Raw genomic sequence first — 14,424 nt, forward strand, 5'->3', positions numbered from 1 at the left:
TCCCAAAACTGATTAGGGTTGACGGCAATGAAAACACGTAAAATTGGACTCGCAAATTATCTTGCTTACGGGTCAGGAGACTTCCTCGGGGCGGGTACCACCGCGCTGACGGCGGCCTGGCTTTTGTATTTTTATACCACCTTCTGTGGGCTCACTCCGATTGAAGCAACCTTTATCTTCGCCGCCGCAAGGGTACTTGATGCGGTTGTCAGCCCGTTAATGGGCTTTTTAACGGATAACTTTGGCACCACCTGGCTCGGCAAGCGTTTTGGCCGCCGTAAGTTCTTTATCCTGCTCGGTATTCCCTGCGTGTTCAGCTACTCGCTGATGTGGGTAGGGGACATGAGCTTCTGGTACTACCTGCTAACCTATCTGATCTTCGATATCGTCTACACCATGATCCTGGTGCCCTATGAAACGCTGGTTCCGGAGATGACGGACGATTTCAAACAGAAAACCAAATTCTCCGGCGCCCGTATCTCAATGGCGCAGATGTCCGCCATTCTGGCCTCATTCCTGCCGGGTATCCTGCTCACGCATTTCGGTAAAGACAACGCGATCTCCTTCTTCTACGCAAGCCTGGTCTTCTCGGTGCTGTGCGCGCTGATGCTGATCTTTGTCTGGTTCTTCACCTGGGAGCGCCCGCGCGAGGAGTGGTCCGAAGCGGCCCTGCGCGCGGAAGAAGAGAAGAAAAAGCTCACCCTGGGCCAGAGCCTGAACCGTCTGTTCGTGGAGTTAAGCTCGACGCTGCGCATCAAGATTTTCCGCCAGCACCTCGGCATGTACCTCGGCGGCTACATTGCGCAGGACGTCTTCAACGCCGTATTTACCTATTACGTGGTGTTTGTGCTGATGCAGGAAGCGTCTATGGCCTCTAACCTGCTGGGCACGATGGCCATCTTCCAGTTCCTCGCCGTGATTGGGATGATCCCGCTGTGCATTCGCTTTGGGCCCGCGCCGTCTTACCGCATGGTGGTGGTGCTGTTTGGCCTGGCCTCGCTCTCTTACGCCGTGCTGTATTACGCGGGCCTGAGCGACGTTTACGCTCTGCTGCTGCTTATCTCTGCGGTTGCCGGTCTAGGCCGCGGCGGTATCAACTATGTCCCGTGGAACACCTACACCTACATTGCTGACGTGGACGAAGTGATCACCGGACAGCGTCGCGAGGGCATCTTCGCCGGCATCATGACCCTGACCCGCAAAGCGTCTCAGGCCGGTGCGGTGATGCTGGTGGGCATTGTGATGCAGATGTCCGGCTTTGTCAGCGGCCAGAAGGTGCAGCCTGCGGAAGTGAGCCACACCATCCTGATGATCCTGAGCGTCGGCACCATTCTGGTGCTGTTCTGCGGCTTCCTGGTCTCCCTGCGCTTCAGGCTCAATCTGCAAACCCACAGCACGCTGCGCGAAGAGACCGCGAAAATGCGCGAGTCCGGCCGCGCGATGCCTGAAGCGGCAACCCCGCACGCCCGCGCCACCGTGGAAATGCTGGCCGGTATGCCGTACGACTCCCTGTGGGGCAATAACAACATCGGTTACCTGAATCGCAATAAGCCGGCAGCACCTGCGCTGAAGGACCGTGCGGTACTGAATTCGACATACAACAGAGGTTAAGATTATGAAAGTTTGGCCTGTCAAACATAGCCCGCTACTGCGCCAGCCTGAGCGCTTTATTGCCCGGGATGAGCTGAAGTCGCTGATTCAGAAAGTGACGCATAACCTGGTCACTATCCACGACAAAACGGGTGAATTTTTGCTGCGGCTGGACGACGGACGCGTGATCGACACCAAGGGCTGGGCCGGGTGGGAATGGACGCACGGCGTCGGTTTGTACGGTATCTGGCAGTATTACTGCCAGACCGGCGACGAGGGGATGCGCGACATTATCGACGGCTGGTTTGCTGACCGTTTTGCGGAAGGGGCAACCACCAAAAACGTGAATACCATGTCGCCGTTCCTGACGCTGGCTTATCGCTACGAAGAGACCCGGAACCCGGCCTGGCTGCCGTGGCTGGAGAGCTGGGCGGAGTGGGCGATGAGTGAAATGCCGCGCACCGAACACGGCGGCATGCAGCATATCACCCTGGCGGAAGAGAACCATCAGCAGATGTGGGACGACACGCTGATGATGACGGTGCTGCCGCTGGCAAAAATTGGCAAGCTGCTGAACAGGCCGGAATACGTTGAGGAAGCGGTGTACCAGTTCCTGCTGCACGTGCAGAACCTGATGGACCGGGAGACCGGCCTGTGGTTCCACGGCTGGAGCTACGACGGTAACCATAACTTTGCTCATGCCCGCTGGGCGCGCGGCAACAGCTGGCTGACCATCGTGATCCCGGACTTCCTCGAACTGGTGGATCTGCCGGAAAACAGCGCCGTGCGCCGCTATCTGGTGCAGGTGCTGAATGCCCAGATTGCCGCGCTGGCGAAATGTCAGGACGACAGCGGCCTGTGGCATACGCTGCTCGACGATCCTCTGTCCTATCTGGAGGCGTCGGCTACGGCAGGCTTTGCCTACGGTATTCTGAAAGCGGTGCGCAAGCGTTACGTTAGCGCAGAGTATGCTGACGTGGCGGAGAAAGCGATTCGCGGTATCGTGAAAAACATCTCGCCGGAAGGGGAGCTGCTGCAAACCTCGTTCGGGACCGGGATGGGAAGCGAACTTGAGTTTTATCGCCAGATACCGCTCACGTCGATGCCGTACGGGCAGGCAATGGCGATACTGTGCCTGACGGAGTATTTGCGGAAGTATTTCTGATAATAAAAAACCCGGCGACCGCCGGGTTTTTTTTTACATACGCTCTACGGTTTCGATACCCAGGGTATCCAGACCCAGCTTCAGGGTCTTCGCCGTCAGCTGCGCCAGCTTCAGGCGGCTGTTACGCACCGCTTCGCTCTCGGCGGTCAGGATAGGGCAGTGTTCGTAGAAGCCGGAGAACAGACCGGCCAGATCGTACAGGTAAGCACACATGACGTGCGGCGTACCGTCACGGGCGACCACGGAGAGGGTCTCTTCAAACTGGAGCAGGCGCGCGGCCAGCTGCGCTTCACGGTCTTCGGTAATGGTCACCGTGGCGTTCGCCAGCACGCTTTCGTCGATGCTGGCTTTGCGGAATACGGAAAGTACGCGGGTATAGGCGTACTGCATGTATGGCGCGGTGTTGCCTTCAAACGCCAGCATGTTGTCCCAGTCGAAGATATAGTCGGTGGTGCGGTTCTTGGAGAGATCCGCGTATTTCACCGCGCCGATGCCGACCGCGTTAGCCAGTTTTTCCAGCTCGTCGGCAGGCATATCCGGGTTTTTCTCTGCTACCAGACGACGCGCGCGCTCCAGCGCCTCGTCCAGCAGATCGGAAAGCTTCACCGTACCGCCCGCGCGGGTTTTAAACGGCTTGCCGTCTTTACCCAGCATCATGCCGAACATGTGGTGTTCCAGCGGCACGGAGTCCGGCACGTAACCCGCCTTACGCACGATAGTCCACGCCTGCATCAGGTGCTGGTGCTGGCGGGAGTCGATGTAATACAGCACGCGGTCCGCGTGCAGGGTTTCATAACGGTATTTCGCGCAGGCGATGTCGGTGGTGGTGTAGAGATAGCCGCCATCCTTTTTCTGGACGATCACGCCCATCGGTTCGCCTTCCTTGTTTTTGTACTCGTCAAGGAATACCACCGTGGCGCCTTCGCTTTCCACCGCCAGGTTTTTGGCCTTCAGATCCGCCACAATGCCCGGCAGCATTGGGTTATACAGGCTTTCACCCATCACGTCGTCGCGGGTCAGGGTCACGTTCAGACGGTTGTAGGTAAGCTGGTTCTGGGACATGGTGATGTCTACCAGCTTGCGCCACATCTCGAGGAAGTACGGGTCGCCGCCCTGAAGCTTCACCACGTAGCTGCGCGCGCGCTCGGCGAAGGCGTCATCTTCGTCGTAGTGTTTTTTGGCTTCACGGTAGAACCCTTCCAGGTCCGCCAGCGCCATCTCGCCTGCGTTTTCCTGCTGCTGTTTTTCCAGATACGCGATCAGCATGCCGAACTGGGTGCCCCAGTCGCCGACGTGGTTGGCGCGGATCACTTTGTGGCCGAGAAATTCCAGCGTGCGTACCGCCGCGTCACCGATGATGGTGGAGCGCAGGTGGCCTACGTGCATCTCTTTCGCCACGTTTGGCGCCGAGTAGTCAACGACCACGGTCTGCGGCGCGGGCTGGGCCACGCCGAGGCGTTCGGATTTCAGCGCTGCATCAACGTGGCTTGCCAGGAACGCGGGTTCGAGGAAAATGTTGATAAAGCCCGGACCGGCGATTTCCGTTTTGCTGGCAATGCCGGTGAGATCCAGATGCGTCAGTACCTGCTCAGCGAGCTGTCGCGGCGGCATGCCCAGTTTTTTAGCCACTGCCATCACGCCATTAGCCTGATAGTCGCCAAACTGTACTTTTGCTGACTGACGAACCTGCGGTTCGCAATCCGCAGGCGCGCCTGCGGCAATCAGTGCCTGACTGACTTTTTCTGAGAGAAGAGCCTGAATATTCACCTGGATACCTTACGTTTTTGATGCGGGTAAACTTCGCCCGCGCCAGTTTAAGAATTTAGGGCGGGAGTATACTGCAAATGCCTTCGGGCGTCAGCACTGCGGGGGGCGAAGATCGCTCAGAATCCAGGCTAAGAAAGCGTGCATAAACATGCAGCCGAAAAAAGCGTGATTCTGCGGTTGGTCGAAAGGGGGCAACAGAGTAAATTAGCGGCTTTGCGACACGAGACGAGACTGACCTATGGCGAACTGGCACTCCATTGACGAACTGCATGATATTTCCGCAGATTTACCGCGCTTCACCCGGGCGTTCACAGAACTTGCCACCCGTCTCGGGCTGGATATCGCGCCGCTTGATGCCGATCACATCTCCTTGCGCTGCCACCAGAACGCCACGGCCGAACGCTGGCGGCGCGGCTTTGAGCAGTGCGGTGAACTGCTGTCAGAGAATATCATTAACGGTCGCCCAATTTGCCTGTTTAAGCTTCACGAGCCGGTAAAGGTGGCGCACTGGCAGTTTACCGTTGTTGAACTGCCCTGGCCGGGAGAAAAGCGTTATCCGCACGAAGGCTGGGAGCATATCGAAATTGTGCTGCCGGGCGAGCCAGACACCCTCAACGCCCGCGCGCTGGCGCTGCTTTCCGACGAGGGCTTAAGCCAGCCGGGGATTTTTGTGAAAACCAGCTCGCCGAAGGGCGCACGCGAACGCTTGCCGAACCCAACGCTTGCCGTGACGGACGGAAACGTGACGGTCAAATTCCATCCCTGGACCATCGAGCAGATTGTCGCCAGCGAAGCGTAAGCGTTGTGAGCATCGCCCCGGACCTGATGCGAGCAACGTGCCACGATGGTCCGTTGAGTGAAACGTAAGGAGAATGACATGGCGCTGCTGGAAATTTGCTGTTACAGCGTGGAGTGTGCCGTCACCGCGCAGCGGCACGGGGCCGATCGCATTGAGCTGTGCGCGGCACCGAAAGAGGGGGGATTAACCCCGTCCTCTGGCGTGCTGAGCGCGGCACGACAGGCCGTCACCATTCCGGTGCACCCGATTATTCGCCCGCGCGGCGGAGATTTTTGCTACACGGCGGGGGAGTTCAGCGCCATGCTGGAGGATATCGCCTTCGTCCGTGATGCGGGGTTCCCGGGGCTGGTAACCGGCATACTGGATGAAGAGGGTAATATCGATCTTCCGCGCATGGGTCAGGTTATGCAGGCCGCGCAGGGGATGGCGGTCACTTTTCATCGTGCGTTTGATATGTGCAAAGATCCGATGCAAGCCTTTGATACGCTGGCGGAACTGGGCGTGGCGCGCGTGCTGACGTCGGGCCAGCAGTCCTCTGCTGAAAAAGGACTGCAATTAATTACGGAACTAAAAGCACATTCCGGTGTTCCAATAATCATGGCGGGCGCAGGAGTACGCGCCAGCAATCTGGAACTGTTTTTAAACGCAGGGGTGGAAGAGCTGCACAGCTCGGCGGGGAAATGGACACCTTCACCCATGCGCTATCGCAATACAGGGTTGTCAATGTCGACGGATGCTGAAGCGGATGAGTACTCGCGCTACGGTGTGGATGGAGAGTCGGTTGCGGTAATGAAATCGCTGATTGAACGTCATCACGTGTAGCAACGTACCGATTTTTACCGCGCATCATGTCGCCCAATATGATGCTTGCTTGTACCAGGCCCCTGCCATTTACACAGGGGCCTTTTTTTATTCTTTCCCCTCACCCTAACCCTCTCCCCACAGGGGAGAGGGGACTGCACGGTGCGGTCTTTTCACCCTCGCCCCTTTGGGGAGAGGGCCGGGGTGAGGGGATAAATACTACGGCTTCGTCGCAATCAGCACCGCGCGCATCGGGGCCGGGTAGCCTTCAACGGTTTTGCTGCGATCGGCTGGATCGAGGAACTGCTCCAGCGATTCGGTAATCATCCAGTCGGTACGGCGCTGCTCCTCGAGAGAGGTCACGCTGACGTCGGCAATGCGCACGTCCACGAACCCACACTTCTCAAGCCAGTTCTTCAGCGCCAGCGCGGAAGGGATAAAGTAGACGTTGCGCATCTGCGCGTAGCGATCGCCCGGCACCAGAACCGCGTGTTCGTCGCCTTCGATCACCAGCGTTTCCAGCACCAGCTCGCCGCCGCTGACCAGCTGATCTTTCAGCTGCCACAGATGCTCCAGCGGGGAACGGCGGTGATACAGTACGCCCATGGAGAACACCGTATCAAACGCCTTCAGCGCCGGTAGCTGCTCAATGCCCAGCGGTAACAGATGCGCGCGCTGGTCGTTACCCAGCAGCTTACGCACCGCTTCAAACTGGCACAGGAACAGCTGCATCGGATCGATACCGACCGCCAGATGCGCGCCTGCGCCGATCATGCGCCACATGTGATAGCCGCTACCGCAGCCCACGTCCAGGATAGTGCGCCCGGTCAGGTCGGACAGATGCGGCAGAACGCGATCCCATTTCCAGTCCGAACGCCACTCGGTGTTGATGTTCACGCCGTACAGGGAAAACGGCCCTTTGCGCCACGGCATCAGGTTACGCATCAGCGTTTCAATGCGGTTGAGCTGCCCGGCCGGCAGCGGCTCCTCGCTTTCCGCCGTCACGCTGTGCAGCAGGTCCAGACGATGCGGCGTCAGTTCCGGCAGAAACTCCACGGCATTTGACCACTGCTTTAACAGACCATGCTGCTGATCGCGCTGCCAGGCGGCAATTTGCGCAGGCAGGGTTTCCAGCCAGTGGGAGAGGTGATTTTTGGCAATCAGCTGATAGAAATTACCGAACTCGATCATGCTGCGTCTCCGGCCTTCAGCGCCACCAGCGAGCCAAAGTTAAAGCACTGGAACCACAGCTCGCTGTGTTCAAATCCGGCTTTACGCAGGCGCGCCTTGTGCGTTTCCACAGAGTCCGTCAGCATCACGTTTTCCAGCATGCTGCGCTTCTGGCTGATCTCCAGCTCGCTGTAGCCGTTCGCACGCTTGAAATCATGGTGCATGTTGAACAGCAGTTCGCCCACGCTGGCGTCTTCAAAGCTGAATTTCTCGGACAGCACCAGCGCGCCGCCCGGATTCAGCCCCTGATAAATTTTATCCAGCAACAGCTGGCGGTCTTCCGGCACCAGGAACTGAAGGGTAAAGTTCAGCACGACCATCGAGGCATTCTGGATGTCGATATCGCGAATATCGCCCTCAATCACCTCTACAGGGGTAGGGGCTTTATAGGCGTCGATGTGGCGACGGCAGCGTTCAACCATGGCCGGAGAGTTATCGACAGCCACGATCTTACAGCCTTCATGATGAACGTTACGACGAATGGACAGCGTTGCCGCACCGAGCGAACAGCCCAGGTCATAGACCTGCGTGCCGGGTTGAACGAATCGCTCCGCCAGCATGCCGATCATGGAGATGATGTTGGAATAACCGGGAACAGAGCGCTGGATCATATCCGGGAAGACTTCGGCTACCCGTTCATCAAAGGTCCAGTCGCCCAGGCTGGCGATAGGCGCGGAAAAAAGCGTGTCGCGATCTGACATAACGTAAAAATCCGGGAAAAATAAAGGGGCATATTGTGCGCTAACGGAAGGAGAAAACCAACTCCCACGGCATATACCAAAGGTTAGCCAGCACCATCAGCAAAAGCGAACACCAGGTCGCGCTCATGCCGGAACGACGCCAGCGGATCAGGCGATGGTGAAAACCATAATAATGCATCAGGCGACCGGCAATCAGCAGCAGCCCGCAGACGTGCACCATCCAGGTTTCTGCGCCATCCATCTCCATTAACAGCAGTAAAATTAACGCGACGGGAATGTACTCAACCGCGTTGCCGTGGATCCGGATTGCGCTTTGCAGTTCAGAAAAACCACCGTCACCGTAGGAGACGCGGTACTGCATTCTCAGGCGCACAACATCAAATGAAAATTTAATCAGCAGTAATGCACCTAACACCGCATACAGCGCGCTGACCATACTAACTCCCTGTTTTTGGCAGATGGCACGTCTCTATGATAGGGGGTGATTTCAGAAAAGAGAAGATTGTTGTGGGATGGAGGGCGCGGGTCCGACCGACGGAACCGCCTGCTGCAAGGCCTGCCAGAGAGCATCGACCAGTTCAGGCGCCTGGGCGATATCCGGCGTGTGCAAAAAGAGATAGGGGGTGGTGGTCGGTTCCCATTTCGCTAACGTTTGCAGCCAGACGGCGAACATCTCCTGATTTTGCTGCATATTATCGCTGCCGATAAACCGGACCATCGGATTTTTCGCCGTCACGATCGCGTGGACGGGCACTTTAGGCTTCTTGCGCTGGGCGTCAATAATGGCCTCGCTGTGCGGGATCGCGCCGTGCACGGGCCGGCTGTCGAGAATAACGCGGTTGACTGACCGCTCGTGCAGGCCGCGATTCAGCGCTTTCTCCGCGTCGCCTTTGGCAAAGAAATCTGGATGCCTCACCTCCACGCCGTAGGTGAAATCGCGTGGCAGGGCGTCGAGAAACTGCCAGAGGGCGGGCAAATCGCGCGGGCCGAACGTGGCGGGAAGCTGGAGCCAGTACTGGCCAATACGGTTTGCCAGGGGCGACATCCGGGTGAAGAACTCGTGGGTTAAATCATCGCAGTTGCGCAGCGCCGCATTGTGCGAAATGGTGGCCGGAAATTTGAAGCAAAAGCGGAAGTCGTCGGTGGTTTGCTCGCGCCAGCGCTCGACGATCTCTGCGCGGGGCAGGGCGTACAGCGTGGTATTGCCCTCCACGCAGTTAAAGTGTCGGGCATACTGTTCCAGGCTGGTTATACCCAGGCGCACCCATTTCGGGTGCGACCACTGGGGCAGGCCCACGTACATCATAGCGCGCTCAGGATCTCATCCGTGCTGCGCACGCGGCCGATACGCGGGAAGATATGGGTCATGCTGCCCTGATGCTGCTCGGCCGAGGCCGCGCTGCACGCATCTTCGGCGATCACCAGGTTAAAGCCCAGCTCCCACGCGTTGCGGGCGGTAGACTCCACCCCAATGTTGGTGGAAATGCCGCACAGAATGATGGTGTCAATCCCGCGACGGCGCAGCTGTAGCTCCAGGTCGGTGCCGTAGAAGGCGCCCCACTGGCGTTTCGTGACTTCAATGTCGCTGTCGCGTTTGCCGAGCGACACCGGCCAGGTCCACCAGTTGTCCGGCAGCGCGTGTGCGGGTGCCTGGGCGTCCACCGGCTGTTTTAACGCTTCGGCGAAATCAGCGGACCAGCCGACGCGCACCATGACCACAGGCGAACCGCCGGCCCGGCATTTTTCCGCCAGACGCGCTGCGCGGCTTACCACGTCGTCAGCGGCGTGCGGGCCGCCGGCAAAAGGCAGGATCCCTTCCTGTAAATCAATCACCACGAGGGCGGTTTTGGTGGCATCAAGTGTCAACATACTAACTCCAGTCAAATTAATCGCTTCCGCTACACCTTACGACGTGATGGCCTGTTATCGGTCGGATAATTTTGTTAATTTTTGTGAGAATAGACAATAAGAGTACAGCAAACGCGCGTCAGGCCGTGCTTCGCTCTTATCGTGCGGCAGAATTTCCAGTATAATAGCCGCCTTTTTTCATCCAGTTGTGACATACAGAAAGCTGCGACATCGTAGCCTGCGAGACAGGCGACAATCAGCCTGCGGCTAATTAAGGGATATCTCATGCGTACAGAATATTGCGGGCAGCTGCGTCAGTCCCACGTCGGGCAGCAGGTCACCCTGTGTGGTTGGGTCAATCGTCGTCGCGATCTTGGTAGCCTTATCTTTATTGATATGCGTGACCGCGAAGGTATCGTTCAGGTGTTCTTCGATCCGGATCGCGCTGATGCGCTGAAGCTGGCTTCTGAGCTGCGTAATGAGTTCTGCATTCAGGTTACGGGCACGGTACGCGCGCGTGACGAGAAAAACATCAACGCCGAGATGGCGACCGGTGCAATTGAAGTGCTGGCGTCCGATCTGACGATCATCAACCGCGCGGAAGCGTTGCCGCTGGACTCTAACCACGTCAACACTGAAGAAGCGCGTCTGAAATACCGTTACCTGGATCTGCGTCGTCCGGAGATGGCTCAGCGCCTGAAAACCCGTGCGAAAATCACCAGCCTGGTGCGCCGCTTTATGGATGACCACGGTTTCCTCGATATCGAAACCCCGATGCTGACCAAAGCCACGCCGGAAGGCGCGCGCGACTACCTGGTGCCATCCCGCGTTCATAAAGGCAAATTCTACGCGCTGCCGCAGTCACCACAGCTGTTCAAACAGCTGCTGATGATGTCCGGCTTCGACCGCTACTATCAGATCGTTAAATGCTTCCGCGACGAAGATCTGCGCGCTGACCGTCAGCCAGAATTTACCCAGATCGACGTGGAAACCTCCTTCATGACCGCCGAGCAGGTGCGTGAAGTGATGGAAGCGCTGGTGCGTAGCCTGTGGAACGACGTGAAGGGCGTTGAGCTGGGCGATTTCCCTATCATGACCTTCGCCGAAGCCGAGCGCCGCTACGGCTCCGACAAACCGGACCTGCGTAACCCGATGGAGCTGGTGGACGTGGCCGATCTGGTGAAAGCCGTTGAGTTCGCGGTGTTTGCAGGCCCGGCTAACGATCCGAAAGGCCGCGTGGCAGCCCTTCGCGTACCGGGTGGTGCAGCGCTTAGCCGTAAGCAGATTGACGACTACGGCAGCTTCATCAAGATCTACGGCGCCAAAGGTCTGGCCTATATTAAAGTTACCGAGCGTGCAAAAGGTCTGGAAGGCATCACCAGCCCGGTGGCGAAGTTCCTGAACGCGGACATCGTGGAAGCGATCCTTGAGCGCACTGGCGCGCAGGACGGCGACATGATCTTCTTCGGCGCAGACAACAGGAAAATTGTTGCCGATGCGATGGGCGCGCTGCGTCTGAAACTTGGCAAAGACCTGAACCTGACCGACGAAAGCAAATGGGCACCGCTGTGGGTTATCGACTTCCCGATGTTTGAAGACGACGGTGAAGGCGGCCTGACCGCGATGCACCACCCGTTCACCTCGCCAAAAGACATGACGGCGGCGGAGCTGAAAGCGGCACCGGAAGATGCAGTGGCTAATGCCTACGATATGGTTATCAACGGCTACGAAGTGGGCGGTGGTTCCGTGCGTATTCACAGCGGTGAAATGCAGCAGACCGTGTTCGGTATTCTGGGCATTAACGAGCAGGAGCAGCGCGAGAAGTTTGGCTTCCTGCTGGACGCGCTGAAGTACGGTACGCCTCCGCACGCGGGTCTGGCCTTCGGTCTTGACCGTCTGACCATGCTGCTGACCGGCACCGATAACATCCGTGACGTTATCGCCTTCCCGAAAACCACCGCAGCGGCGTGTCTGATGACCGAAGCGCCAAGCTTTGCCAACCCGGCCGCGCTGGCCGAGCTGGGCATTGAGGTGGTGAAGAAGGAAGAGAAAAACTGATATGGCATATAAGCGTCCCGTTTCGGTTCTGGTGGTCATTTATGCAGAAGATACGAAGCGGGTGCTGATGTTGCAGCGGCGCGACGATCCTGATTTCTGGCAGTCGGTTACCGGCAGCCTGGAGGACGGGGAGACCGCGCCGCAGGCCGCCGCGCGCGAAGTAAAGGAAGAGGTCACCATTGACGTTGCTCGCGAGCAACTGACCCTGAAGGACTGTCAGCGCACGGTGGAGTTTGAAATTTTTAGCCATTTACGTCATCGCTACGCGCCGGGAATTGAGCGCAATACGGAATCGTGGTTCTGCCTTGCGCTTCCCCATGAGCGGGAGATCGTGTTCACTGAACATCTGACCTACCGCTGGGTGGATGCGGCGGATGCTGCCGCACTGACCAAGTCATGGAGCAACCGGCAGGCGATTGAAGAATTTGTAATTAACGCTGCCTGAGAAGGCGCGATTTTTGGAGAACTTTTTATGGCAGGTCATAGTAAGTGGGCCAACACCAAACACCGTAAAGCGGCGCAGGATGCCAAACGCGGTAAAATCTTTACCAAAATCATTCGTGAGCTGGTAACAGCGGCGCGTCTGGGCGGCGGCGATCCGGCCTCTAACCCGCGCCTGCGTGCGGCGGTTGATAAAGCTCTGTCCAACAACATGACGCGCGACACCCTTAACCGTGCCATCGCGCGCGGCGTGGGCGGTGATGAAGACGCGAACATGGAAACCATCATTTATGAAGGTTACGGCCCTGGCGGTACGGCGGTGATGGTTGAATGCCTGTCAGACAACCGCAACCGTACCGTTGCGGAAGTGCGCCACGCGTTCACCAAAACCGGCGGTAACCTGGGCACCGACGGTTCCGTTGCCTACCTGTTCAGCAAAAAAGGCGTCATCTCCTTCGAGAAAGGCGACGAAGACGTCATCATGGAAGCGGCGCTGGAAGCGGGCGCGGAAGACGTGGTGACCTACGACGACGGTGCGATTGATGTTTACACCGCGTGGGAAGAGATGGGTGCCGTGCGCGATGCGCTGGAAGCGGCTGGCCTGAAGGCGGATAACGCTGAAGTGTCCATGATCCCGTCCACCAAAGCGGATATGGATGCGGAAACCGCACCGAAGCTGCTGCGTCTGATCGACATGCTCGAAGACTGCGACGACGTGCAGGAAGTGTATCACAACGGTGAAATCTCTGATGAGGTTGCAGCGACTCTCTGATGAGAGCGTTTAAATCCGTTAAAGGAGACGCGTGATGTCGATTATCCTCGGGATTGACCCCGGCTCACGCGTCACCGGCTATGGCGTTATTCGTCAGGTGGGACGCCAGCTAACCTATCTCGGCAGCGGCTGTATTCGCACCAAAGTGGACGATTTGCCGTCACGTCTGAAGCTCATTTATGCGGGCGTGTCGGAGATCATCACGCAGTTTCAGCCAGACTATTTCGCCATCGAGCAGGTCTTTATGGCGAAAAACGCGGACTCGGCGTTAAAGCTCGGCCAGGCTCGCGGCGTAGCGATTGTTGCCGCCGTAAACCAGGATCTGCCCGTGTTCGAGTACGCGGCCCGTCAGGTTAAGCAGACGGTGGTAGGGATTGGCAGCGCGGAGAAAAGTCAGGTTCAGCACATGGTGCGTACCCTGCTGAAGCTCCCCGCGAACCCGCAGGCCGATGCCGCCGACGCGCTGGCAATTGCGATTACCCACTGCCACGTCAGCCAGAACGCGATGCAGATGAGCGAGTCGCGGCTCAATCTGGCGCGAGGCAGGTTACGATAATCAGAAATCAGGCTGGATGTTTATCCAGCCTTTTTTTATTATGTCGCAAATCAAAAATTTTCCAGAACGCAGGAGCGTCACGTGATAGGCAGACTCAGAGGCATCATCATTGAAAAACAACCCCCGTTAGTGCTGCTGGAAGTGGGCGGCGTGGGCTATGAAGTCCATATGCCGATGACCTGCTTCTACGAGCTGCCGGAAGCGGGCAAAGAGGCTACCGTCTTTACCCAGTTTGTGGTGCGCGAAGACGCTCAGCTGCTGTACGGCTTCAACAACAAACAGGAACGCACCCTGTTCCGCGAGCTGATTAAAACCAACGGCGTCGGGCCGAAGCTGGCGCTGGCGATTTTATCCGGCATGTCGGCCCCGCAGTTTGTGAATGCCGTTGAGCGTGAAGATCCCGCGGCGCTGATTAAGCTCCCGGGCATCGGCAAGAAAACCGCCGAGCGCCTGATCGTCGAGATGAAAGACCGCTTTAAGGGGCTGCATGGCGATCTGTTCACCCCGGCCGCCGACCTGGTGCTGACTTCTCCAGGCGCCCCGGCGTCGGATGACGATGCCGAGCAGGAAGCGGTTGCCGCGCTGGTGGCGCTGGGCTATAAACCTCAGGAGGCCAGCCGGATGGTGAGCAAAATTGCTAAACCGGATGCCAGCAGTGAAACCCTGATTCGTGAAGCGCTGCGCGCTGCATTGTGA

At 57.9% G+C, this 14,424-nt stretch carries 15 protein-coding genes; 9 read left to right on the forward strand and 6 right to left on the reverse strand.

Translation table 11 applies throughout. From position 1 onward, the window contains the following. Positions 1-27 precede the first annotated feature (27 nt). Both MOQ06_RS08035 and MOQ06_RS08040 read left to right on the forward strand, forming a co-directional pair. Positions 28-1,611 (forward strand): MFS transporter, encoded by a 1,584-nt coding sequence (locus tag MOQ06_RS08035; RefSeq protein WP_148418087.1) that lies wholly within the window; start codon positions 28-30, stop codon positions 1,609-1,611. A 4-nt stretch (positions 1,612-1,615) separates the two neighbouring features. Continuing rightward, positions 1,616-2,755, forward strand: coding sequence for a glycoside hydrolase family 105 protein (locus MOQ06_RS08040; RefSeq protein WP_242172302.1), 1,140 nt, complete (start codon positions 1,616-1,618; stop codon positions 2,753-2,755). Between the two features lie 33 nt (positions 2,756-2,788). On the opposite strand, the gene argS is transcribed toward MOQ06_RS08040, so the two are convergent. After that, complete coding sequence (gene argS / locus MOQ06_RS08045) at positions 2,789-4,522, reverse strand: arginine--tRNA ligase (RefSeq protein ID WP_242172303.1); 1,734 nt, start codon at positions 4,520-4,522, stop codon at positions 2,789-2,791. 238 nt (positions 4,523-4,760) lie between these two features. Here argS and MOQ06_RS08050 point away from each other — a divergent pair, with 238 nt between their 5' ends. Together MOQ06_RS08050 and cutC are read left to right on the forward strand one after the other, a co-directional pair. Then, positions 4,761-5,321 (forward strand): VOC family protein, encoded by a 561-nt coding sequence (locus tag MOQ06_RS08050; RefSeq protein ID WP_242172305.1) that lies wholly within the window; start codon positions 4,761-4,763, stop codon positions 5,319-5,321. 78 nt (positions 5,322-5,399) lie between these two features. Then, positions 5,400-6,143 (forward strand): copper homeostasis protein CutC, encoded by a 744-nt coding sequence (gene cutC, locus MOQ06_RS08055; protein WP_242172307.1) that lies wholly within the window; start codon positions 5,400-5,402, stop codon positions 6,141-6,143. Positions 6,144-6,341: 198 nt separating this feature from the next. On the opposite strand, the gene cmoB is transcribed toward cutC, so the two are convergent. Genes cmoB through MOQ06_RS08080 form a run of 5 tightly spaced genes read right to left on the reverse strand, consistent with a single transcriptional unit; the run spans position 6,342 to position 9,922 of the window. After that, positions 6,342-7,313: a tRNA 5-methoxyuridine(34)/uridine 5-oxyacetic acid(34) synthase CmoB gene (cmoB, locus tag MOQ06_RS08060; RefSeq protein ID WP_176610035.1), complete on the reverse strand. Its 972-nt coding sequence runs from the start codon at positions 7,311-7,313 to the stop codon at positions 6,342-6,344. Beyond that, positions 7,310-8,053 carry a carboxy-S-adenosyl-L-methionine synthase CmoA gene (gene cmoA / locus MOQ06_RS08065; protein WP_148418081.1) on the reverse strand — a complete coding sequence of 248 codons (744 nt, stop codon included), beginning with the start codon at positions 8,051-8,053 and terminating at the stop codon, positions 7,310-7,312. Before cmoA ends, cmoB begins: the two co-directional genes overlap by 4 nt. 40 nt (positions 8,054-8,093) lie before the next feature. Continuing rightward, positions 8,094-8,489 carry an MAPEG family protein gene (locus MOQ06_RS08070; RefSeq protein WP_148418080.1) on the reverse strand — a complete coding sequence of 132 codons (396 nt, stop codon included), beginning with the start codon at positions 8,487-8,489 and terminating at the stop codon, positions 8,094-8,096. 51 nt (positions 8,490-8,540) lie between these two features. Beyond that, positions 8,541-9,359 carry a DUF72 domain-containing protein gene (locus MOQ06_RS08075; RefSeq protein WP_176610036.1) on the reverse strand — a complete coding sequence of 273 codons (819 nt, stop codon included), beginning with the start codon at positions 9,357-9,359 and terminating at the stop codon, positions 8,541-8,543. Then, positions 9,356-9,922, reverse strand: a complete 567-nt coding sequence (locus MOQ06_RS08080; protein WP_148418078.1) for a hydrolase — start codon at positions 9,920-9,922, stop codon at positions 9,356-9,358. Before MOQ06_RS08080 ends, MOQ06_RS08075 begins: the two co-directional genes overlap by 4 nt. Before the next feature lie 264 nt (positions 9,923-10,186). Here MOQ06_RS08080 and aspS point away from each other — a divergent pair, with 264 nt between their 5' ends. From aspS to ruvA, 5 genes are all read left to right on the forward strand, one after another. Then, positions 10,187-11,959: an aspartate--tRNA ligase gene (gene aspS / locus MOQ06_RS08085; RefSeq protein WP_176610037.1), complete on the forward strand. Its 1,773-nt coding sequence runs from the start codon at positions 10,187-10,189 to the stop codon at positions 11,957-11,959. A gap of 1 nt (position 11,960) precedes the next feature. Continuing rightward, on the forward strand, positions 11,961-12,404 hold the full coding sequence (gene nudB, locus MOQ06_RS08090) for a dihydroneopterin triphosphate diphosphatase (protein ID WP_148418076.1): 444 nt from the start codon (positions 11,961-11,963) through the stop codon (positions 12,402-12,404). A 27-nt stretch (positions 12,405-12,431) separates the two neighbouring features. Then, a complete protein-coding gene (locus tag MOQ06_RS08095; RefSeq protein ID WP_006176049.1) occupies positions 12,432-13,172 on the forward strand; it encodes a YebC/PmpR family DNA-binding transcriptional regulator in 741 nt (246 codons plus the stop codon). Between the two features lie 34 nt (positions 13,173-13,206). Then, the gene (gene ruvC, locus MOQ06_RS08100) at positions 13,207-13,728 is read left to right on the forward strand and encodes a crossover junction endodeoxyribonuclease RuvC (protein WP_003859749.1); all 522 of its coding nucleotides are present in this window, start codon (positions 13,207-13,209) and stop codon (positions 13,726-13,728) included. 81 nt (positions 13,729-13,809) lie between these two features. After that, entirely contained in the window at positions 13,810-14,424 is a 615-nt protein-coding gene (gene ruvA / locus MOQ06_RS08105) for a Holliday junction branch migration protein RuvA (protein ID WP_242172308.1), read from the forward strand.

Source organism: Enterobacter sp. I4 (assembly GCF_022669095.1).
Classification (GTDB): Bacteria; Pseudomonadota; Gammaproteobacteria; order Enterobacterales; family Enterobacteriaceae; genus Enterobacter; species Enterobacter pasteurii.